Here is a 19,283-nt window from a genome sequence, read left to right on the forward strand (position 1 = left end):
GACAGGACGGTGACGGGCAGTCGGTTGTGCGTCATGGCGTTCAGCTCTCCGGGCTCAGCAGCCCGCGTTCGTAGCGGGCCACGGCCCGCACCGCCCCTCCGTCGTTCCGGCGTGCCTCAGAGCACCTTCGACAGGAACGACTTCGTGCGCTCGTGCTGCGGCTTGGTCAGGACGTCGCGCGGGTGGCCGGACTCGACGACCACGCCGTCGTCCATGAAGACCAGCGAGTCGCCGACCTCCCGGGCGAAGCCCATCTCGTGCGTGACGACGACCATCGTCATGCCGTCCGCCGCCAGGTCCTTCATGACGTCCAGGACGTCGCCGACCAGCTCGGGGTCGAGCGCCGAGGTCGGCTCGTCGAAGAGCATCAGCTTCGGCTCCATGGCCAGCGCGCGGGCGATCGCCACGCGCTGCTGCTGGCCGCCGGAGAGCTGCGAGGGGTAGTTGCCGGCCTTGTCCTTCAGGCCGACCCGGTCCAGCAGCTTCAGCGCGCGCTCCCGGGCCGAGGCCTTGGACTCGCCCTTGACCTGGACCGGCGCCTCCATGATGTTCTCCGCCGCGGTCAGGTGCGGGAAGAGGTTGAAGCGCTGGAAGACCATGCCGATGTCGCGGCGGCGGGCCGCGACCTCCTTGTCGCGCAGCTCGTACAGCTTGCCGTGGGCCTCGCGGTAGCCGACCAGTTCGCCGTCGACCGAGAGCCGGCCGGCGTTGATCTTCTCCAGGTGGTTGATGCAGCGCAGGAAGGTCGACTTGCCGGAACCGGACGGGCCGATCAGGCAGAAGACCTCCTTGGGCGCGACCTCCAGGTCGATGCCCTTGAGGATGTGGGCCGGGCCGAAGGACTTGTGGACGCCCTCGGCCTTCACCATGGGGACGGCCTTCGAAGCGGACTTGCTGGCGGTCATGCGGCACCTCCGGCGGGGTGGTTGGCACCACCGGACAGCTTGGCCTTGGCGCGCTGCAGCGGGGTGGGCGGGAGCTGGCGGCTGGAGCCGCGGGCGTAGTAGCGCTCCAGGTAGTACTGCCCGACGCTGAGCACGCTGGTGGCGACCAGGTACCAGACGGCGGCGAGGATCAGCATCTCGACGACGACACCGGAGTCGCGGCCGACGTTCTGCGCGGACTGCAGCAGGTCGTAGTACTGCACCGCGATCACCAGCGAGGAGGTCTTGAGCATGTTGATGACCTCGTTGCCGGTCGGCGGCACGATGACGCGCATCGCCTGCGGCACCACGATCCGGCGCAGGGTCTTGCCGTGGCTCATGCCGAGCGCGTGCGCGGCCTCGGTCTGCCCCTCGTCCACGGCGGTCAGGCCGGCGCGGCAGATCTCCGCCATGTACGCGGCCTCGTTCAGGCCGAGGCCGAGCAGGGCGCACAGGAAGGGCGTCATGAAGTCCGCCCACTCGTCCTTGTAGATCGGCATGATGTCGATGTACTGGAAGACCAGGCCGAGGTTGAACCACAGGAAGAGCTGGACGTAGACCGGCGTGCCGCGGAAGAACCAGATGTAGAACCACGCGACGGTCGAGGTCACCGGGTTCTTGGACTGGCGCATCACGGCGAGGATCACGCCGAGGACCACACCGATCACCATGGACAGCACGGTGATCAGGAGGGTGTTGCGCAGACCCCGCAGGATGTCCGAGTTGAAGAGGTAGTCCGGGACGGCGCCCCAGTTGACGTTGCCCGTGGCGAAGGCCCGGACGAGCAGCGCGAGCAGGCCGATGACCACCAGGGCCGCCACCCAGCGGCCGTAGTGGCGTACGGGTATCGCCTTGATCGGTTCGGGCATCGGGGGCGGGGCGTCCTGCGGCGGCCGGGCCGCCTTGTCGACGTCGACAGTCACGGATGTTGCCTTTCGGGGGTTCGGCGGAGTTCAGCGGGCGGGAAGGGGCGGTACGGCTCGGTACGGCTCAGGAGCCGCCGTTGAGCTTCACTTCCTTGACCCCGGCGTCCTTGACCTGCCACTTTTCGAGGATCTTGGCGTAGTCCCCGTTCTTGATGATCGCTTCCAGCGCGGCCTTGAGCGCGTCCCGCAGCTCCGGCCGGCCCTTCGGCACGGCGATGCCGTACGGAGCGGCCTCGACCTGGTCGCCGACGACCTCGAAGTCCTTGCCGCCGCCGGAGGTCTTCACGGCGTACGCGGCGACCGGGTAGTCGCTGGAGACCGCGTCCACACCGCCGGTGCGCAGCCGGGTCTGGGCCTCGGAGTCGTTGTCGAAGGCCTCGATGGAGATCTCCTCCTGGCCGCCCTTCTTGCACTTCGCCGACTCGTCCTTGGCGTAGTCGTGCGAGACGGTGCCGCGCTGTACGGCGATGGTCTTCCCGCAGAGGTCGGCCCAGTCCGAGACGCTGGAGCTCTTGCCCTTCTGGACGTAGAGGGAGACACCGGCGTTGAAGTAGTCGATGAAGTCGACGCCCTCGCCGATCTTCTTGCCGGTGGTGGAGTCGATGCCTTCCTGGCGCTCCTTGGTGTCCGTCATCGCGGACATCGCGAGGTCGTAGCGCTTGGACTTCAGGCCGCCCATGAGGGTGTCGAAGGTGGCGTTGTTGAAATTGAGCTGAATGCCCAGCTGCTTGCTCATGGCCTCGGCGAGGTCGGGGTCGATGCCGACGATCGCCCCGTTCTTACGGAATTCCACCGGCTTGTACGTGGCGTCCGAGCCGATCTGGAGGAAGCCCTTGTCCTGGACGGCCTTGGGCAGCTTCTTGAAGAGCGGCGCGTGCACGTCACGGTTCTTCGCGGCCTCGCGGGCGGCGATGGCGGCGTCCGTCTGGTCGCCGCAGCCGCTGAGCAGGAGGGCGGCCACGACCGCTGTCGCCGCGCCGGCGACCGTGCGTGACCTGCCGGAAGCCGGGCGACGGGTGGAGCTTGCGGTCATGCGTTTCCTCCTGCGGATCGGAATGAGCCGACTGCGGACCGAGGCGTGGAAAGCCGGCGGGAGTGGGGCCGGGCGCACACCTTCGGGCATCGCGACCTCGTTCGGTCACGGAATCTTGCCATCCGGACTCCGTTATTCGGACTGCTGCTCAGGTCAAAATCGGATAACGGACGTGGCATGGCTGGTCAACGAAGGATGACGGATCCGCCGGAGGCCTGGCGGGACGTGTTACCGGAACGAAAGTCTCGGTATGTGGACGCCCGGTGATCCGGGCTCCTGCTTTCCGAGGTATTCGCGGTTATTGTCGGAATCGCGAACGCGAGGGTAACCAATCTGACTCGTCGGGGTGCACGCCCGTCGGGTACAAAGGGTCGTTACACCCCTCATCCGGGGCTCAGGGCGCGTGTGCGGCGCGCCCGGCGTCCGTACCTCCCCCCGCGCGGTGGTCATTCCCCGCTCAGGGCGCGGACGCGGTGCCCGCCCACCCCTCAACCAGGGAGTGGCCACCCTCAACTGATTTACGACAAAGGGGTCAAAACAGTGGCAGCGGAGATCGTCAATCCTCGCAGCGACAGCGACAGCACGGACGGAGAGCCGTTCGATCCGGCCTTCGCGCTCCACCGCGGCGGCAAGATGGCCGTCCAGGCGACAGTGCCGGTGCGTGACCGGGACGACCTGTCCCTCGCGTACACGCCCGGCGTGGCCAAGGTGTGCAGCGCCATCGCCGAGCAGCCCGAACTCGTCCACGACTACACCTGGAAGTCCCAGGTCGTCGCCGTGGTCACGGACGGCACCGCGGTGCTCGGGCTCGGCGACATCGGCCCGGAGGCCTCCCTTCCCGTGATGGAAGGCAAGGCCATCCTCTTCAAGCAGTTCGGTGGGGTCGACGCGGTGCCGATCGCGCTCGGCACGACCGACACCGACGAGATCGTCGACACCGTGGTACGGCTCGCGCCCTCCTTCGGAGGCGTGAACCTGGAGGACATCTCCGCGCCGCGCTGCTTCGAGATCGAGCGCCGGCTTCAGGAGAAGCTGGACATCCCGATCTTCCACGACGACCAGCACGGCACCGCCGTGGTCACGCTGGCCGCGCTGCGCAACGCCGCCAAGCTCACCGACCGCTCCCTCGGGCAGCTGCGCGCGGTGATCTCCGGCGCCGGTGCGGCCGGTGTCGCCATCGCCAAGATCCTCATCGAGGCGGGCATCGGCGACGTCGCGGTCTGCGACCGCAAGGGCGTCGTCTCGGCGGACCGCGAGGACCTCACCGACGTCAAGCGGGAGGTGGCCGGCTTCACCAACAAGGGCGGGCTCACCGGTTCGCTGGAGTCGGCGCTGGAAGGTGCGGACGTGTTCATCGGCGTCTCCGGCGGCACGGTCCCCGAGGAGGCGGTGGCGAAGATGGCGAAGGACTCGCTGATCTTCGCGATGGCCAACCCGAACCCGGAGATCCACCCCGACGTGGCGCACAAGTACGCCGCCGTCGTCGCCACCGGGCGCAGCGACTACCCGAACCAGATCAACAACGTGCTCGCCTTCCCGGGCATCTTCGCGGGCGCCCTCCAGGTGCGCGCGTCGCAGATCACCGAGGGCATGAAGCTCGCCGCCGCCGAGGCGCTGGCCGCCGTCGTCGCGGACGAGCTGAGCGCGGACAAGGTCATCCCCTCCCCGTTCGACGAGCGGGTCGCCCCGGCGGTCACCGCCGCCGTGGCCGCAGCCGCGCGCGCCGAGGGCGTCGCCCGCCGCTGACGCGTCACACCGCGCCGCCGCCGTACGACCGGATGCGTACGGCGGCGGCGCGGTGCTTTGTGCGGCCGTCCCCTGCCGCCGCGGCGCGGCGCGCGTCACACCCCGTAGTGGTTCCGCAACGACGCACCCCCGGCGTACGTTCGGATCATGTTCGCTGCCTACGCCGCCCGAATCGACCGTGACGATCCGCTCAGCGGCCTGGAGTTGGGCGAGCGCCCGGCTCCGGAGGTCCGCCCCGGCTGGACGACCGTCAACGTCAAGGCCGCCTCCCTCAACCACCACGACCTCTGGTCGCTGCGCGGTGTGGGGCTCGGCGAAGAAGCCCTCCCGATGATCCTCGGCTGCGACGCGGCCGGCACCGACGCGGACGGCAACGAGGTCGTCGTCCACTCGGTGATCGGCCAGACCGGCCACGGCGTCGGCCCGAAGGAGCCCCGCTCGATCCTCACCGAGCGGTACCAGGGCACCTTCGCCGAGCAGGTCGCCGTCCCGGCCTGGAACGTGCTGCCCAAGCCCAAGGGGCTCACCTTCGCCGAGGCCGCCTGCCTGCCGACCGCCTGGCTGACCGCGTACCGGATGCTCTTCACCAACGCCGGCGTACGGCCCGGGGACTCGGTACTGGTCCAGGGCGCGGGCGGCGGCGTGGCCACCGCGGCGATCGCGCTCGGCGCGGCCGCGGGCCTGCGGGTCTTCGCCACCAGCCGGGACGAGGCCAAGCGCAAGCGGGCGCTGGAGCTGGGCGCCGAGGGCGCCTTCGCGTCCGGCGAGCGGCTGCCCCAGCGGGTCGACGCCGTGATCGAGACCGTCGGCGCCGCCACCTGGTCGCACTCCGTGAAGTCCCTCAAGCCCGGCGGCACGCTCGTGATCTCCGGCGCCACCAGCGGCTTCAACCCCGAGAAGACCGAGCTGAACCGCATCTTCTTCCTGGAACTGAAGGTCGTCGGCTCGACGATGGGCAGCAAGGAGGAGCTGGCCGGGCTGCTGGACTTCTGCGCCGCCAAGGGCGTCAAGCCGGTCATCGACTCCGAGCTGCCGCTGGACCGGGCCCGCGAGGGCTTCGCGAAGATGGCGGAGGGTGACCTCTTCGGCAAGGTCGTGCTGACCGTCTGATGGAGCCCGTACGACTGCTGCCGGCCGCCGGACGCGCCGCCGCCCCCTGGAGCAACGGGGGCGGCACCACCCGGGAGATCGCCGCCGGGCCGCCCGGCGCCGGCTGGTCCGACTTCGCCTGGCGGGCCAGCCTGGCGGACGTGGACCGGGACGGGCCGTACTCCCCGCTGCCCGGCGTCCGGCGCATCCTCACCATGGTGGCCGGGGACGGGCTGGAGCTGACGATCGACGGGGAGCGGACGGCCGTCACCGAGCGGTTCCGGCCGCTGTCGTTCGCCGGTGGCGCCGCCACGGACTGCCGGCTCGCCGGCGGCCCCGTCGTCAACTTCAACGTCATGGTGCGGGAGGGGCGGTGCGCCGCCGACGTGGCGATGGCCCGCGGCCGGTACGCGGTGAGCCCGGCGGCGGGCCCGCAGGCGGCCGTCCTGGTCGTGGCGGTGGCCGGTGAGGCGCTGCTGACGCCCGCCGCGGCCGGGGAGCCGGTGCGGCTCGGCCGGTACGACGCCGCGCTGCTGCCCGCGGGGATCTCGGCGGACCTCGACGCGGGCCCGGACGGCGTCGCCGCCGTCGTCACACTCGTCCCGTCCGTCACACCCGTCGGCGGCTGATTTCCGCGCCCGCGTGCGGCCCGTGGGTGAGCATGTGCCCAGGGATGGCGGAGGGACGGCCGGGGGGAACCACTCGTTCGCCAGTGGGAATTCGGCACAGGGGCGGACATGGTCATACGGCGGCGACGCGCTTCCTTATGCGCGGCGGGGCGGGCAGCAGGGGCGACGAGACGGGCGGCCGGCTTCCGGTGCGTGGCATCGGGGGTGGCCGCCGCGCTGGCCCTCTCGCTCGGCGCGTGCGGCACGGGCGGCCCGGGGAACGCGGACGTCACGCTGAAGGTGGTGGTCGCCGACTACGGCGCGGACGCCGCGGACACCACCGCCTACTGGCAGGGCCTCGTCGCCGCCTTCGAGAAGCAGTACCCGGACATCGCGGTCGAGCTGGACCCGGTGCCGCACACCCGGCTCACCGAGGCGGTGGCGGACCGCGTCGCGGCCGGGGACGCGCCGGACATCGCGCAGACGGGCGCCTTCGCCTCGTACGCGCGGTCCGAGCGGCTCTACAGCGCGGACGACCTGCTCTCCATCGCCACCCAGGCGGACTTCGTCCCGGCGCTGGCCCGCGCGGGCGAGATCAGCCACGTGCAGTACGGGCTGCCGTTCCGCGCGAGCACGCCGCGCCTCTTCTACAACAAGAAGCTGTTCAAGAAGGCCGGTCTCGACGGCCCCCCGACGTCCTGGGACGAACTGGCCGCGGACGCCGCGGCGCTGGAGGAAGCGGGCGTGCGCACGCCGTACGCGCTGCAGCTCGGGCCCGAGGCCGCCGAGGACGAGGCGCTGAGCTGGCTGCTCGGCAACAACGGCGGCTACGTGGGCCTCGGCGGCAGCTGGATCCTGGACTCCCCGCAGAACACCACGGCGCTCCGCGCCCTCCGCGACCGGCTGGTGGCGCCCGGCCTGACCGGCCCCGAGGGCGCGGGGCTGAACCGGTCCGAGGCCTACCGGGCCTTCGTCGGGGGGAAGGCCGGCATGCTGCTCGCCCACCCGGCGCTGATGGCACGCGCCGACCGGGCGCACCTGCGGTACGCGACGGCCCCGTTCCCGCGGCGGCAGGGCGGCGCCGCGACGCCCACCGGCAGCACCGACTGGCTGGTGGCGTTCCAGCAGCGCGGGCACGTCCGGGAGGCGGGCACGTTCCTGGACTTCCTCTACAGCACGCCGAACGTCACCCGGTACGCCGAGCACCAGGGCACGCTGCCGGTCACCGTCCCGGCCGCCGAGGCGATGCGCGCCGACGGCCACCACCGTGCGCTGTGGCCCTTCGTCGACCAGCTGCGCGACGCGCAGTTCCCGCAGCTGGACACGGTCGGCGGCCCGCAGGTGACCGCCGCGCTCCAGAAGCGGATCGCCCGGGCCGTCAGCAAGGGCGGGGATCCGGCGGCCGTGCTCTCCGCCATCCAGCACAAGGCGGACAGCGAGATGTCGCAGGTCTCCTGAGCGGCCGCACCGGTCCGCGCTCCCGTTCGTCAACCATGGTTGACGCGCGGGGCGCGTCAACCTAAATTGACACCATGACGGAAGCAACGGAACTCGCCGAGCGGGCGGGCGACCGGGACCCGCGTATCGGGCTGCGGGCCGTCGCCGCCCTGCGCCGGCTGCTGGAGCAGCTGGAAGCCGTACAGGTGCGCAGTGCCCGCGTGAAGGGCTGGTCGTGGCAGGAGATCGCCGACGAGCTGGGTGTCAGCCGGCAGGCGGTCCACAAGAAGCACGGGAGGCGCTGATGTTCGAGAAGTTCACGGTGAGTGCCCGGGAGGTCGTACGGGGCGCCGTCGCCTGCGCCGAGCGCACGGGCAGCGGCACGGTGGGCGAGGAGGAGCTGCTCCTCGCCCTGCTGGAACGGGAGGGCACGCCCGCGGCCGGGGCGCTGACGGCGCTCGGGGCGTCCGCGCGCCGGGCGGCGGTGACCGAGGCGCTGGCGCAGGCGCGCCGCCGCGGCGGCCTCTCGCCGGCCGACACCGCGGCCCTGGCCGGGCTCGGCATCGACGTCGAGGAGATCGTCTCGCGGGTGGAGGCCGAGCACGGGGCCGGCGCGCTGGCGCGGACGAAGGCGCGGGGGCGCTTCGGGCGGCGCCCGTTCAGCCGCGAGGCGAAGAGCGTGCTGGAGCGCTCGCTGCGGATCGCCCTCGGCCGCGGCGAGAAGCACATCGGCGACGAGCACCTGCTGCTCGCACTGACCACGGGCACCGGCGTGGCGACGGCCGTCCTGGCGGAGTACGGCGTGACCCGCGGCGAGGTCGAGCGGGTGCTCGCCGAGCGGTCCCGGGCGGCCTGACGTCGCCCGCCGCCGTCCGGGCGCCGGCGCCGGGCGTCAGTACGCGACCCGGATCCGGCCGATGCCGAGGGTGGTGGTCTTCGGCAGGTGCCCGGACTCGAAGACGGCCGCCAGCAGCGGGTTGACCAGCTGCGCGAGGCGGTCGGCGCGGGCCCGGCCCAGCGCCCGCCAGGGGCCCGCCGCCAGCCGGTCCGTCTGCCGCTCGATCTCCTCCCGCCCCTCGCGGGCGCGGTCGGTGGCCCGGCCGTCGGGCGCGATCCAGCCGCGCGCGGCGAGTCGGTCCCGGGCCTGGCGCCACTCCGCCGAGGACCAGCCGCGGCTGCGGAAGTGGTCCTCCGGAGCAGCGCCCACCGCGGCGAAGGAGACCAGTGATTCGCAGGGGTCCAGGCCCGCGGTGAGCAGCGCGGCCAGATGCCCGTCGCCGCGGTGCTCGCGCAGGACGGTGAGCGCCTGCCACAGCTCCAGGTGCGGCTCGGCGGGCCAGGGCAGGTCCAGGTTGGCGGCGGCCAGCGGGCGGGCGGCGGGGATGGCGTTCTCCGCGGCCTGCCGGGCCAGCCGGGCCGCCTCCGTGATCTGGTCCTTCGTCAGCCGGTCGCCCATCAGCCGGCGCAGCACCCGGTCCATCGCGCGCAGCCGGGCCTCAAGGACCTTGGCGGGCGCGGCCGTCGACCAGATCAGCGGCACGTACTGCTCGACCATCCGCGGGCTGAAGCTGTAGTACGTGGCGGCGACCAGCTCGGGCCCGGCGGCGCCCAGCGGAGCGGTGCGCCAGGCGAAGTAGCTGGGCCAGCGGGTGCCGACGTCGTAGCCGAGGGCCGCCGCTTCCTCGAAGGCCTCGGGGGAGTAGTAGAGGGTGGCGTGGAGCGGTTCGAGCTGGTGCCACAGCCGACGGGCAACCGCGGGATATTCCGACATCGCACACCTCATGGCCTTCAAGATCCCTATGAGCGAGAAGAGTTGACTCTAAGCGTGGGCAAGGCCAGGGGTCTACGGAACGCCGTAGTCGGTCCGTGGGTGGACGAACGGCCCTGCGAAGGGCCGGGTGCCCCGATTACCCGGGGTGAACCCAGCCCTTCGAAAATGACCGTGTGTGACTATCGTGCGGAACGGCGCAGCAGCGCACCGATGTGCGCCGCGGTCGCCGCGAGCTGCCTGCGGGCCTCCGCCAACTGCTCCTCGTCCACGCCGTGATCGCGTGCGGCGTCCCGGACGTCGTCGCGGAACCGGTCCAGCAGCCGGTCCAGGTCGCGGGCCGGATCGCCGGTGGCCGGATCGTTCGCCCAGGCAGGGGCGGGCGGGGTCGCCGTGTCCGCTCCGGGAGGCGTGTCCTTGGTGAGGCCGGTGGGGCCGGCCGCGCCGGTGAGGCCGTCGGTGAAGCGGCCGACCTCGCGGGACACCTCGGACAGCGCCTCGCGCACCGCGCCCTGCCAGTCGCCCGACCGCACGTGGTCCTGGGCCTTCTCCTGCACCCGCCGGATGGCCTCCTGCACCTCCTCGCGCGCGGAGTCCTTGGCGGTCTTGGCCTGCTTGCGGGCGCGCTGCGCCTCCTGCTTGGCGCGCCGGCTCTCCTCCTTGGCCCGCCGGGCCTGTTCCTTCCACTCCTCCTTGGCGCGCCGGAACTCCTCCTTGGCCTGCCGCCAGGCGTCGGGGTCGCCGTAGGCGCGGTCGAAGAAGTCCGCCGGATCGGGGTGGCCCTGCGGCCCGCCGCTGCCGGACCGCGTACCACCCGTGCCTGCGCCCTGCTTGTGGGTGGCCCGGGCGGCCTCGCGCATCTCGCGGCGCAGGTCGCGTGCCGAGCCGCTGACGTCCTCGCGGATGTCGGAGGCGAGCGCGGCCACCGACTCCCGGATCTCCAGCTCCAGTTCGGCGAGTTCGCCGCCGCGTGCGGCCAGTTCGGCGCGGCCGGCCCCGGTGATGGAGTACACCTTGCGGCCGCCCTCGGTGGCGTGCGTGACCAGGCCCTCGTCGGAGAGCTTGGCCAGCCGCGGGTAGACGGTGCCGGCGGACGGTGCGTACAGGCCCTGGAAGCGCTCCTCCAGCAGCCGGATGATCTCGTAACCGTGGCGGGGCGCCTCGTCCAGCAGTTTCAGCAGGTACAGACGGAGACGGCCGTGCGCGAAGACGGGGGGCATGGGTTACAGCACCTTCTTGTCGGCGGGCGGGTCGGCGGGGGCGTCCTCGGAGCGCGGGCGGCGCAGCAGCGCCAGGGAGCCGGAGACGGTGGTGACCTTCAGGCGTCCGGTGCCCGCGCCGAGCCGTCCGGTGATGCTCCTGGTGCCCCACTGGCCGCCGACCCGGAGGTCGTCGAAGGCGTTGGAGACCCGGCCGCTGGTGGTGCTGGCGTCCACCTCGGCGTCGGCGGGGTCCGGCAGCCGGATGGCGACCTCGCCGGAGACCGTCGTCAGGTGCACGTCGGTGCCCTTGGCCGCCGGGTCCAGGTCCACGACCATGCCGCCGGTGACCGACTCGGCCCGCACCGCACTGCCGCCGCCGTCGATGACGGTCAGATCGCCGGAGACGGACTGGAAGCGGAGGTCGCCGGTGACGGCCTGGGCCTCGACCCTGCCGGTGACGGTCTCGGCGCGCACCGGTCCGGTGAGCCGGACCAGGGTGGTGTCGCCGGAGACGCCGCGCAGCTCCGTGCGCCCGGTGACGCCGGAGAGCACCACGCTCGCGTCGCCCGTGCCGACCTCGACCCGGGCGGCGGCCGGGACGGTCACCGAGACGACGGCGTCGCGCTGCCACCCCTTGCGGCCGAGGAACTGCAGCAGCCCGCGCCAGGGCAGGTCGTCGTAGCCGACGGTGAGCGTGCCGTCGTCGTAGGAGACGGTCAGCGGCGGGCCCTTGATCTCGCCGATCTCGACGCGGGTGCGCTCGGCCGTCGCGCTGCCGACGACGTTGACGGTGCCGCCGTACACCCGTACCTGCAGCGCGGTCACCGCCGCGTCGACGTCGAGCGTGCGTGGTCCGGTCACCTCGACCGGGCCGTCCGGCCACTCTTTCCTGACGGACATGACAGGCCTCCCCTGTGTGGACGGGCAACGCAACATATCGTGTTCCCTACGGAACACGATATATCGCGGTCGTGTCACGTCAAGCGCCGCGCGCGCCGGGGCGCCGCCGTGCGCCCCTATTCGTCGTCCTCGTCGTCCAGCCGCGCCAGCCACGTCGCCAGCCGCTCCACCGGGACCTCGAAGTCGGGGTTGAGGTCGACGAACGTGCGCAGCTGCTCGGCGACCCAGCCGAGGGTCACCTCCTCCTCGCCGCGCCGGCTCTCCAGCTCCTCGATGCCTCGGTCGGTGAAATACACGTGAGCGCTCCGCTAAAGGGGTAGGGGTAAGACATTCCAGGTCAGGATAGGCAGCCGCGGTCGGGGGGTCCGCATCGGCACCGAGCGTCCGGCCGGCCTCCTGGCGCAGCTGCAGCGGGGGGTGGCATGAGCGAGGACACGACGCGTGTCGCACGCATCGAACTGCCGGACGGTACGCCCGTCTGGGCCCGGATATCCGGCGCCGATGGGCTCCTGCCGCGGCCCCGGAGCGCGGCGTACGTGGACAGCGGCCGGCGCGGCGGGGGAGAGGGCACCGACTACGTCGACAGCGGCTTCCTCACCGACCGCGTCCTCGGGCGGATGGAGAGCCTGGACGGGCTGGTGCACGGTGTCGCCCGGTCGCTCGCCGGCGCACTTCAGGGGCTGCGGCCCGACGAGGTCAGCGTGCAGTTCGGCATCGAGCTGAGCGGGAAGTCCGGCAGCCTGGTCGGGCTGCTCGCCGACGGCGAGGCCAAGGCCGCCATCAACGTCACCCTCACCTGGCAGGGCGGCCCGCCCGCCGACCTCGCGGAGGGCGGGACCGGGGGCGGCGCATGAACGGGGCGCACGATCCGGACGCGTACTTCTCCCGGCGCTTCGCCCCGCTCGTCAAGGCCGCCACCGTGCGCATCCACGCCGCCCACGACGGGTATCCCCACGAAGGGCCGCCGGAGCCGTCCCTCTGGGGCAGCGGCTTCTTCGTCGCCCCCAACTGGGTGCTCACCTGCGCCCACGTGGCGCTGGAGGGCGAGGGGGGCGAAGTGGGCGTCGGCTTCGAAGGGGGCAGCGTGCGCGGCCGGGTCGAATGGGCCGAACCCGCCGCGCGCACCGACGGCTGGCTGCCCGCGCCCGACCTCGCCCTGATCCGGCTGCTCCGGCCCATCACACATGCCTGCTGCTGGCTCTCGCCGCGTACGGGGCGGGCGCACGGCGGCGAGCGTGTCGCCTACTTCGGGTACACCGAGATCGCCGGGACGGTCGGCGCGTTCGACGGGCGCTGCAGGGTCCGGGGCGAGTTCGGCGACCAGGGGCTGCTGCGGCTGGGCAATGAGGACGAGATGCCGGAGGGGCTGTCCGGCGGGCCGCTGGTCGACGTGGAGCGCGGCGAGGTCATCGGCGTACTGAAGGGCCGGCGGGGCGGCGCGCGGGACGGCGGGCTCGGCATCCCGCTGGCCCAGCTGCGCCGCATCGGCGTCCCCGGCGTCCGGATCGGCCGCGAGGAGGACGATCCGTACCACCGCGTGCTGCACGCCCACGACCGGCACCACGCCGATCTGCACGCCGACGTCAGCGAGGCCCGGGACACCTGGACCGAGGCGCAGAGCGGGCTGCCCGCCGCGGCCGCCACCGTCGCCGCGCTGACGCCCAAGCGCCGGGTGGTGCTGCACGGCCTGCTGGCCCAGCTGCCGCCGCCGGCCGGCACGCCCGCGCTGGTGGCGCTGGTCGACGAGCTGCTCCCGAGACGTGGCGAGGAGCTGCGGCTCGCGCCCCGCGGCTGGCGCGAGGGTCTGGAGGTCTACCTCGACCGGCTCGAACTGCGCGACATACACAGCGAGTTGGAGGCGGTGCTGCGGTACGCGGTGTACGCGGCGACCGCCGAGCACCCCTATCCGGCGGCGGCCGAGGCGGCGGACGCGGTCTGGGACTGGGTGCGCGACCTGGCGATGACCGAACTGCCGCCGCTGGCCAGGAGCCGTCTGGGTGCCGAGTGGCACGCCCGGGTGCGGGCCCGCGCGATCGGCCGGTCCCGGCGCGCGGAGGAGGCCGCGGCCGCCGTCCCGCTGCCCTCGGTGCTGCTGGAGATCACCGAACGCGCCTGGGAGCAGGGCCGGTTCGACTGGTACATCGCCGCGAGCAGACCCACCGGCGACCTGCCGCTGGGCGAGGGCCGGCACGGCACGGCGCTGGCCGACCTGCCCGCAGAGCTGGCCGGGCCGCTCGGCGAGGCGTTCCGCCGCAGCGACGAGCCGGGCCGCCCCGCCGTCCTGGAGGTCGCCCTCCGGCAGGCGCTGCTGGACCTGGCGGTGGACACCTGGCGGATTCCGCCCGGCTCCCCGCCGATCGGCGAGCTGCGGCCGGTGGTGGTGCGCTGCGCCGACCGGCCCGCCGAGTCCCCGCCGGAGGAGGGCGCGGCGCCGGGGCCCGCGCCGCAGGAGCGCTGGGCGCGGCTGCACGAGGACGGCATGGAACACGCCTGCGTCGACTGCGACGAGGGCCGCCCCGAGGACGTCACCGCCGACGCGCTGCGCGATCTGGAAGCGCGGTTCTTCCCCGTGCTGTGCCGGATGCCCGGCGGGGACGGAGGGCGCGAGGCGATCCGCCGGATCGTCGGCAGCGGCCATCCGGTGGCACTGTGGCGCAGGGAGCGCACGGACCCCGTGTGCGGGGAGTACCACCGCGGGATCCTGCGCACGGTCAAGAGCGGGACGACCGCCCACCGGCTGCCCGCCGCCGTCCGTGAGCTGCGCGCCGGCATCGGCGCGGCGGAGCCGGAAGCATACTGGTCACGCGGGATCACGCTGCTGTACGACGATCCCGGGCGGCCGCTCCCGGGGGACGCCGACGTGCTGGAGACACCGTGAGGGACGCGCGTCTTTCCGTGTGCTCCTACCGGGCCGCCGCCGGTCCCGATACGGTCGGAGCGTGGCCGGTGCGCAACCGCCGATGACCCACCAGTGACGAGGAGTTCGCAGTGAGCGAACCGAACGAATGGCTCATCTACCGCGGCACGGGCGAGCCCCACGACGGCATCGCGGCCCTTCCCGACCCACCGCCCTGGCGGGACTTCGACGGCGCCCCGCTCGTCGCGCCGGGCCCCGCCACCGACAGCTCCTCCACCCGGCGGCTCGGCGAGCACGTCGCGGAGATGCACCGGCCCAGCGCCGAGGAGCTGGAGATCGTCAACGCCGCGCTGTACCTGCGCCGGCCACTGCTGGTCACCGGCAATCCGGGCACCGGCAAGAGCACCCTCGCGCATGCCGTCGCGCACGAACTGAAGCTCGGCAGGGTGCTCCGCTGGCCGATCGTGAGCCGGACGACGCTCGGCGACGGGCTGTACCACTACGACGCCATCGCCCGGCTCCAGGACGTGCAGATCGCCGCGAGCAGCCGGGCGGCCGGCGGGCCCGGCGCGCAGGCCGCGGCGCCCGGCGGCATCGGCAGCTACATCCGGCTCGGCCCGCTCGGCACGGCCCTGCTGCCCACCGCGCAGCCGCGCGTCCTGCTCGTCGACGAGCTGGACAAGAGCGACATCGACCTCCCCAACGACCTGCTGAACGTCCTGGAGGAGGGCGAGTTCTCGATCCCCGAGCTGGAGCGGCTGGCCGAGCGGGAGCCCGAGGTCGAGGTGCTCACCGACGACGGGCAGAAGGTACGCATCCGCGACGGCCGGGTGCGCTGCCACGCCTTCCCCTTCGTCATCCTCACCAGCAACGGCGAACGCGACTTCCCCGCCCCGCTGCTGCGCCGCTGCATCCACCTGGAGCTGGGCCAGCCCGACCACAAACGGCTGGCCACGGTCGTACGGGCGCACCTCGGCGAGGAGGCGGCCCGCGCGGGCGACGACCTGATCGCCCGCTTCCTCGAACGCTCCCGCAGCGAACTGCTCGCCGCCGACCAGCTGCTGAACGCCATCTACCTCACCCACCAGGCGGCCCCCACCACCCGCGACCGGCTCGCCGACCTCCTCATCCAGCGCCTCGACCGGCCGAGGTGACGCCGTGACGCGGGACCGTGCAGGACACTCCACCGCCCCGCAGAGCTGGGCCGACGTGGTCGCCGCGCTGCGCGGCGCGGGCCTGGACCCGGACGCCGGGGAGCTGGCCGACGCCCTGTGGCTGGCGCAGTGGTACCGGCCGCGCGAGGCCGCGGCGGAACGGGAGAGCGACGCCGGCCCGGCGGAAACCGGCGTCGGGGTGCCGGAGGAACGGACGGCGGTGCCCGCGCGCGCCGACCGGCCCGCGAGCGGCACAGGACCCGACCGCGAACCGGCGGGCAGCGGCTCAGCCGGCCCGCCCGGCACCTCCCGCGTCGCGCTCTACCCGGCCGGCCAGGACCCGCCCGTGAGCGGCGGCACGGACGGCTCCGGCGCGCCCGCCGGTCCGTACGGCACCGGCCTGCCCGTGGGGGTGCCCGCCGCCTCCGCACTGCCCGACCTGCTCGCCCTGCAGCGCGCCCTGCGCCCGCTCCAGCGCTACCGCAGCGCGGCGCCCGCCGTGCGGCACGTGCTGGACGAGCGGGCGACGGCGGAGCGCAGCGCACGGTCCGGCGGACTGGTGATGCCGGTGTTCCGGGCGGTGCCGCGGGCCGAGGCGTCGCTCCAGCTGGTGATGGACGCCTCGTCCTCGATGTGCGTATGGGACCGGCTGCTGCACGAACTCCAGCAGGTCTTTGGTCAGTTGGGCGCCTTCCGGGACGTACAGGTGCAGTTCCTGCACCAGGGTCCGGACGGCCGCCCCGCGGTCTCCCGCCGCTTCGAGCCCGGCCATGCGCCGTTACGTTCCGCCGACCAGCTCAGCGACCCCACGGGGCGCCGGGTCACCGTCCTGGTCAGCGACTGCGCGGGGCCCCTGTGGCGCAGCGGCCGTGCCCACCGGCTGCTGCACCGGCTCGCCCGGCACGGCCCGCTCGCCGTCCTCCAGCCGCTCCCGCAGCGCATGTGGTCCCGCACCCGGCTGCCCGTCTCCTACGGCACGCTGCGCCGCGGCGAGGGCCCCTCGTACGCCACGGCCCTGCACTTCACGGGTGACACCGCGCAGGCCGCGCCCGGCGCGCTGCCGGTACCGGTGCTGCCGCCCGCGGCGGGCGCCCTCGCCGCCTGGGCGAGGCTGCTCTCCGGCACGGGCGCGGGCCAGGTGCCCGCCGCCGTCGGCTGGCTCCGCGCCGACCAGCCGCCGGCCCCCGCGCCGCGGCCCCGCGATCCGCTGCCCGCCACCGAGGTCGTCGCGCGCTTCCGGCGCGCCGCCTCTCCCGGCGCGGCCCAGCTCGCCGTCTATCTGGCGGCGGCGCCGCTGTGCCTGCCGGTGATGCAGCTGGTGCAGCGCACGATGCTGCCCGGCACCGGCCCCGCGGAGCTGTCGGAGGTGCTGCTCGGCGGGCTGCTGACGCGCACGGACGGCGAGTCGATGGCCGGCGGCCCCTGGTACGAGTTCGTCAAGGGCGTGCAGGAGGTGCTGCTCGGTCCGCTGGGCAGGGACGAGGCGCTCCTGGTGCTCAAGCACTGCTCCGCGTACGTGGAGCAGCGGTTCGGCAAGGGCGGCCCGAACTTCCCGGCGCTCGCCATCGCCCAGCTCACCGGCGACCGGCTCGCGGACGCCGTGGAGTCGGTGGCGCGGCTGCGCACCCCGCCCCTGCCCGACGGGCCCGGCGTGCGCGTACCGCAGCCGTTCGCCGAGGTCGCGGCGCACGTCCTGGAGCGGTTCATCCCGCTGCGCAGCGTCTCCGCCGACGCGTACGAGGGCCCCGGCGGCCCGGCGTCCTCGGAGGCGGTGCGCCGCTCCCAGGACCTGGTGCGGCGGTTCGCCGCCGACGGCATGGTCCAGAACCTCATCGACGCCGTGCAGCTGCTGCGGCACGCCACCGAGGGCGAACGGCACCGCGGCGCCGACGCGGTGCTGTGGAGCGAGCTGGCGGAGACCCTGCTGCGGCTGTGGGAGTTGCAGGGCGGCCGGGCGCTGCTCCGCGAGGCGCACGACGCGGCGCGCACGGCCGCGCAGTCCGGCGCCGCGCGGGCCCGCACGGCCCTGGGCCGGGTGCTGCACAGGGAAGCGGCGGAGCGGCGGGCGGCCGGCGACGGGCGCGGCGCGCTGGAGCTGCTGCGCCGCGCCGACCGGGAGTTCACCGCCGTGTGCGCGACCGCGGGCCTGGAGCCGTGGCACGCCCTGGCGATCACCCTGGAGCGGGTGCGGGTCCTGGAGGAGCAGTGGCAGCTCGGCGGCGACAGCGGGCTGCTCCAGGAGACGGTCGGGATGCTGGAGGCGTTCGCCGACGCCTGGCCGTACGACGAGGCCCAGCCCTTCGGCCTGCCGCTGGCGCACGGGCGGGCGCTGCTGCGGCTGTCCGGCACGGCCGCCGACCGCGAACAGGCCGCGGCCTACGCACAACAGGCGGCGGCCTCGCTCACGCACGCGACCGACGCGATGGCCGCCGAGGACGCGCCCGCGGAAGCCCGGCTGTGGGCCCGGCTGGAGCTGGCCGACGCGCTGCTGACGCTGACCGGCGGCGCGCTGGACCGCGCCGGGCGGCTGATCGAGGAGATGGAGGAGGCCGCGCAGGGGCCGGACGAGCGGGCCAACGTGTGGGTGCGCGCCGCCCGGCTGGCGGTACGGCGCTTCGAGGCGGATGGCGACGTACGGCATCTGGCGGAGGCCGACCGCGGTTACGAAGCGGCCTGCCGGGCGGTGCCGCGGGACCGGGAGGGCTACGGCGACCTGATCGAGGAGTGGGGCGAGGCGCTGATGCGCCGGGCGCGGGAGCCCGGCGGCCGGGCCGTCGTCCACCGCACGGTCCGGGTGCTGCGGGACTGCCGGATGGAGACGGCGGCCGGCGACCCGCGGCTGGCGCGGCGGCTGTTGACCCTGGGCCGTGCCCTGATGCTCCGGAGGACCGACGACGACCGGGTGGACCTGCGGGAGGCCGAGCACCTCTTCGGGCTCGCCGCACAGTCCGCCGCCGACCCGATGGTGCGCGCCGAGTGCTTCCTTGAGCTGGGCGGCACGCACCGGCTGGCGCACCGCCGCACCCGCCTGGACGCGCAGCTGGAGCAGGCGGCGGACGCGTACCGGCGGGCGGCGGACGCGGCGCGCGCGGCCCAGGAGGACGCGGCCGACCCCGCACCCGCCGTACGGCTGTGCGCCCGCGCGTACCACCTGCGGGGCGAGGTGTACGAGGACGCGCGCCGGCCGCGGGCCGCGCGGGACGCCTACCGGCTGGCCCTGGAGGAGTGGCGGCGGCTGCCGGACGGGGGCGGGCCCGCGGCCGAGGAGACCTCGCGCCGGATCGTGGACATCGGCAGGTGACAGGCGGCAGCCTGTAAGCGACCTCGCAACGGGGGCAGTTGGCGGGAAGGGGCAAGCGATGAGCGCGAGCGGCAAGGACACGGAGGCGCGGCCGGTGGACCGCGCGGGGGCCGCCGGGGCCGTGGTGGCGCCGGCGGGCGAGCTGCCCGAACTGCCGGACCTGCTCGCGCTGGACCTCGCGGAGCTGCGGACGGTGGAGCACCCGGTACTGGCCGAGGTGCTGGAGCGGATACGGACCCGGGTGGACGAACCCACCGAGATGCTGTGGGGCTTCAACAGCGCCTTCTGACGTGAACCGACGTCACCCGAACATTTTCGGTCGTTGGGACCGACGGAACC

The 19,283-nt window shown here is 73.8% G+C and carries 18 protein-coding genes; 11 read left to right on the forward strand and 7 right to left on the reverse strand.

Annotation, left to right across the window (positions count from 1 at the left end):
• Positions 1 to 116: 116 nt before the first annotated feature.
• The 3 genes from ABZ840_RS08620 to ABZ840_RS08630 all read right to left on the reverse strand — a co-directional run bounded on the left by ABZ840_RS08620 (position 117) and on the right by ABZ840_RS08630 (position 2,882).
• Positions 117 to 869 carry an amino acid ABC transporter ATP-binding protein gene (locus tag ABZ840_RS08620; protein WP_361556536.1) on the reverse strand — a complete coding sequence of 251 codons (753 nt, stop codon included), beginning with the start codon at positions 867 to 869 and terminating at the stop codon, positions 117 to 119.
• Between the two features lie 32 nt (positions 870 to 901).
• Complete coding sequence (locus tag ABZ840_RS08625) at positions 902 to 1,846, reverse strand: amino acid ABC transporter permease (protein ID WP_361555447.1); 945 nt, start codon at positions 1,844 to 1,846, stop codon at positions 902 to 904.
• Positions 1,847 to 1,913: 67 nt separating this feature from the next.
• Entirely contained in the window at positions 1,914 to 2,882 is a 969-nt protein-coding gene (locus ABZ840_RS08630; RefSeq protein ID WP_361555450.1) for an ABC transporter substrate-binding protein, read from the reverse strand.
• A 540-nt stretch (positions 2,883 to 3,422) separates the two neighbouring features.
• Here ABZ840_RS08630 and ABZ840_RS08635 point away from each other — a divergent pair.
• The 6 genes from ABZ840_RS08635 to ABZ840_RS08660 all read left to right on the forward strand — a co-directional run bounded on the left by ABZ840_RS08635 (position 3,423) and on the right by ABZ840_RS08660 (position 8,618).
• Positions 3,423 to 4,628, forward strand: a complete 1,206-nt coding sequence (locus tag ABZ840_RS08635) for an NADP-dependent malic enzyme (RefSeq protein WP_361555453.1) — start codon at positions 3,423 to 3,425, stop codon at positions 4,626 to 4,628.
• Between the two features lie 147 nt (positions 4,629 to 4,775).
• Positions 4,776 to 5,738: a zinc-binding dehydrogenase gene (locus tag ABZ840_RS08640; protein ID WP_361555456.1), complete on the forward strand. Its 963-nt coding sequence runs from the start codon at positions 4,776 to 4,778 to the stop codon at positions 5,736 to 5,738.
• Positions 5,738 to 6,346 carry a HutD family protein gene (locus tag ABZ840_RS08645; RefSeq protein WP_361555459.1) on the forward strand — a complete coding sequence of 203 codons (609 nt, stop codon included), beginning with the start codon at positions 5,738 to 5,740 and terminating at the stop codon, positions 6,344 to 6,346. Before ABZ840_RS08640 ends, ABZ840_RS08645 begins: the two co-directional genes overlap by 1 nt.
• A 192-nt stretch (positions 6,347 to 6,538) precedes the next feature.
• The gene (locus tag ABZ840_RS08650; RefSeq protein WP_361555462.1) at positions 6,539 to 7,783 is read left to right on the forward strand and encodes an extracellular solute-binding protein; all 1,245 of its coding nucleotides are present in this window, start codon (positions 6,539 to 6,541) and stop codon (positions 7,781 to 7,783) included.
• 74 nt (positions 7,784 to 7,857) lie between these two features.
• Positions 7,858 to 8,067: a helix-turn-helix domain-containing protein gene (locus ABZ840_RS08655; RefSeq protein WP_361555465.1), complete on the forward strand. Its 210-nt coding sequence runs from the start codon at positions 7,858 to 7,860 to the stop codon at positions 8,065 to 8,067.
• Positions 8,067 to 8,618 carry a Clp protease N-terminal domain-containing protein gene (locus ABZ840_RS08660; protein ID WP_361555468.1) on the forward strand — a complete coding sequence of 184 codons (552 nt, stop codon included), beginning with the start codon at positions 8,067 to 8,069 and terminating at the stop codon, positions 8,616 to 8,618. The genes ABZ840_RS08655 and ABZ840_RS08660 overlap by 1 nt, the downstream gene beginning before the upstream one ends.
• Positions 8,619 to 8,654: 36 nt before the next feature.
• Here ABZ840_RS08660 and ABZ840_RS08665 read toward each other — a convergent pair whose 3' ends face one another.
• The 4 genes from ABZ840_RS08665 to ABZ840_RS08680 form a co-directional block, all read right to left on the reverse strand.
• Positions 8,655 to 9,533, reverse strand: coding sequence for a hypothetical protein (locus ABZ840_RS08665; protein WP_361555471.1), 879 nt, complete (start codon positions 9,531 to 9,533; stop codon positions 8,655 to 8,657).
• 179 nt (positions 9,534 to 9,712) lie between these two features.
• Positions 9,713 to 10,750, reverse strand: coding sequence for a helix-turn-helix transcriptional regulator (locus tag ABZ840_RS08670; protein ID WP_361555474.1), 1,038 nt, complete (start codon positions 10,748 to 10,750; stop codon positions 9,713 to 9,715).
• A gap of 3 nt (positions 10,751 to 10,753) precedes the next feature.
• Complete coding sequence (locus tag ABZ840_RS08675) at positions 10,754 to 11,632, reverse strand: DUF4097 family beta strand repeat-containing protein (protein ID WP_361555477.1); 879 nt, start codon at positions 11,630 to 11,632, stop codon at positions 10,754 to 10,756.
• 116 nt (positions 11,633 to 11,748) lie between these two features.
• Complete coding sequence (locus ABZ840_RS08680) at positions 11,749 to 11,928, reverse strand: DUF6104 family protein (RefSeq protein ID WP_018536135.1); 180 nt, start codon at positions 11,926 to 11,928, stop codon at positions 11,749 to 11,751.
• Positions 11,929 to 12,054: 126 nt separating this feature from the next.
• Between ABZ840_RS08680 and ABZ840_RS08685 the strand changes: the two genes are divergently transcribed.
• From ABZ840_RS08685 to fxsA, 5 genes are all read left to right on the forward strand, one after another.
• Positions 12,055 to 12,486, forward strand: coding sequence for a CU044_2847 family protein (locus ABZ840_RS08685; RefSeq protein ID WP_361555480.1), 432 nt, complete (start codon positions 12,055 to 12,057; stop codon positions 12,484 to 12,486).
• Entirely contained in the window at positions 12,483 to 14,510 is a 2,028-nt protein-coding gene (locus ABZ840_RS08690) for a trypsin-like peptidase domain-containing protein (protein WP_361555483.1), read from the forward strand. Before ABZ840_RS08685 ends, ABZ840_RS08690 begins: the two co-directional genes overlap by 4 nt.
• Positions 14,511 to 14,620: 110 nt before the next feature.
• Positions 14,621 to 15,643 carry a MoxR family ATPase gene (locus ABZ840_RS08695; protein WP_361555486.1) on the forward strand — a complete coding sequence of 341 codons (1,023 nt, stop codon included), beginning with the start codon at positions 14,621 to 14,623 and terminating at the stop codon, positions 15,641 to 15,643.
• Between the two features lie 4 nt (positions 15,644 to 15,647).
• Complete coding sequence (locus ABZ840_RS08700; RefSeq protein ID WP_361555490.1) at positions 15,648 to 18,944, forward strand: SAV_2336 N-terminal domain-related protein; 3,297 nt, start codon at positions 15,648 to 15,650, stop codon at positions 18,942 to 18,944.
• A 58-nt stretch (positions 18,945 to 19,002) separates the two neighbouring features.
• On the forward strand, positions 19,003 to 19,233 hold the full coding sequence (fxsA, locus tag ABZ840_RS08705; protein WP_361555493.1) for an FxSxx-COOH cyclophane-containing RiPP peptide: 231 nt from the start codon (positions 19,003 to 19,005) through the stop codon (positions 19,231 to 19,233).
• Positions 19,234 to 19,283: the final 50 nt, after the last annotated feature.

Source organism: Streptomyces sp. NPDC047117, from assembly GCF_040643545.1.
GTDB lineage: Bacteria > Actinomycetota > Actinomycetes > Streptomycetales > Streptomycetaceae > Streptomyces.

What these genes read in the sequence shown, in the direction of transcription:
- ABZ840_RS08620 (WP_361556536.1), bottom strand. Translation starts at nt 869, where the DNA reads ATGGTGAAGGCCGAGGGCGTCCACAAGTCCTTCGGCCCGGCCCACATC.
- ABZ840_RS08630 (WP_361555450.1), bottom strand. Translation starts at nt 2,882, where the DNA reads ATGACCGCAAGCTCCACCCGTCGCCCGGCTTCCGGCAGGTCACGCACG.
- ABZ840_RS08640 (WP_361555456.1), top strand. Translation starts at nt 4,776, where the DNA reads ATGTTCGCTGCCTACGCCGCCCGAATCGACCGTGACGATCCGCTCAGC.
- ABZ840_RS08645 (WP_361555459.1), top strand. Translation starts at nt 5,738, where the DNA reads ATGGAGCCCGTACGACTGCTGCCGGCCGCCGGACGCGCCGCCGCCCCC.
- ABZ840_RS08655 (WP_361555465.1), top strand. Translation starts at nt 7,858, where the DNA reads ATGACGGAAGCAACGGAACTCGCCGAGCGGGCGGGCGACCGGGACCCG.
- ABZ840_RS08660 (WP_361555468.1), top strand. Translation starts at nt 8,067, where the DNA reads ATGTTCGAGAAGTTCACGGTGAGTGCCCGGGAGGTCGTACGGGGCGCC.
- ABZ840_RS08665 (WP_361555471.1), bottom strand. Translation starts at nt 9,533, where the DNA reads ATGTCGGAATATCCCGCGGTTGCCCGTCGGCTGTGGCACCAGCTCGAA.
- ABZ840_RS08670 (WP_361555474.1), bottom strand. Translation starts at nt 10,750, where the DNA reads ATGCCCCCCGTCTTCGCGCACGGCCGTCTCCGTCTGTACCTGCTGAAA.
- ABZ840_RS08675 (WP_361555477.1), bottom strand. Translation starts at nt 11,632, where the DNA reads ATGTCCGTCAGGAAAGAGTGGCCGGACGGCCCGGTCGAGGTGACCGGA.
- ABZ840_RS08685 (WP_361555480.1), top strand. Translation starts at nt 12,055, where the DNA reads ATGAGCGAGGACACGACGCGTGTCGCACGCATCGAACTGCCGGACGGT.
- ABZ840_RS08690 (WP_361555483.1), top strand. Translation starts at nt 12,483, where the DNA reads ATGAACGGGGCGCACGATCCGGACGCGTACTTCTCCCGGCGCTTCGCC.
- fxsA (WP_361555493.1), top strand. Translation starts at nt 19,003, where the DNA reads ATGAGCGCGAGCGGCAAGGACACGGAGGCGCGGCCGGTGGACCGCGCG.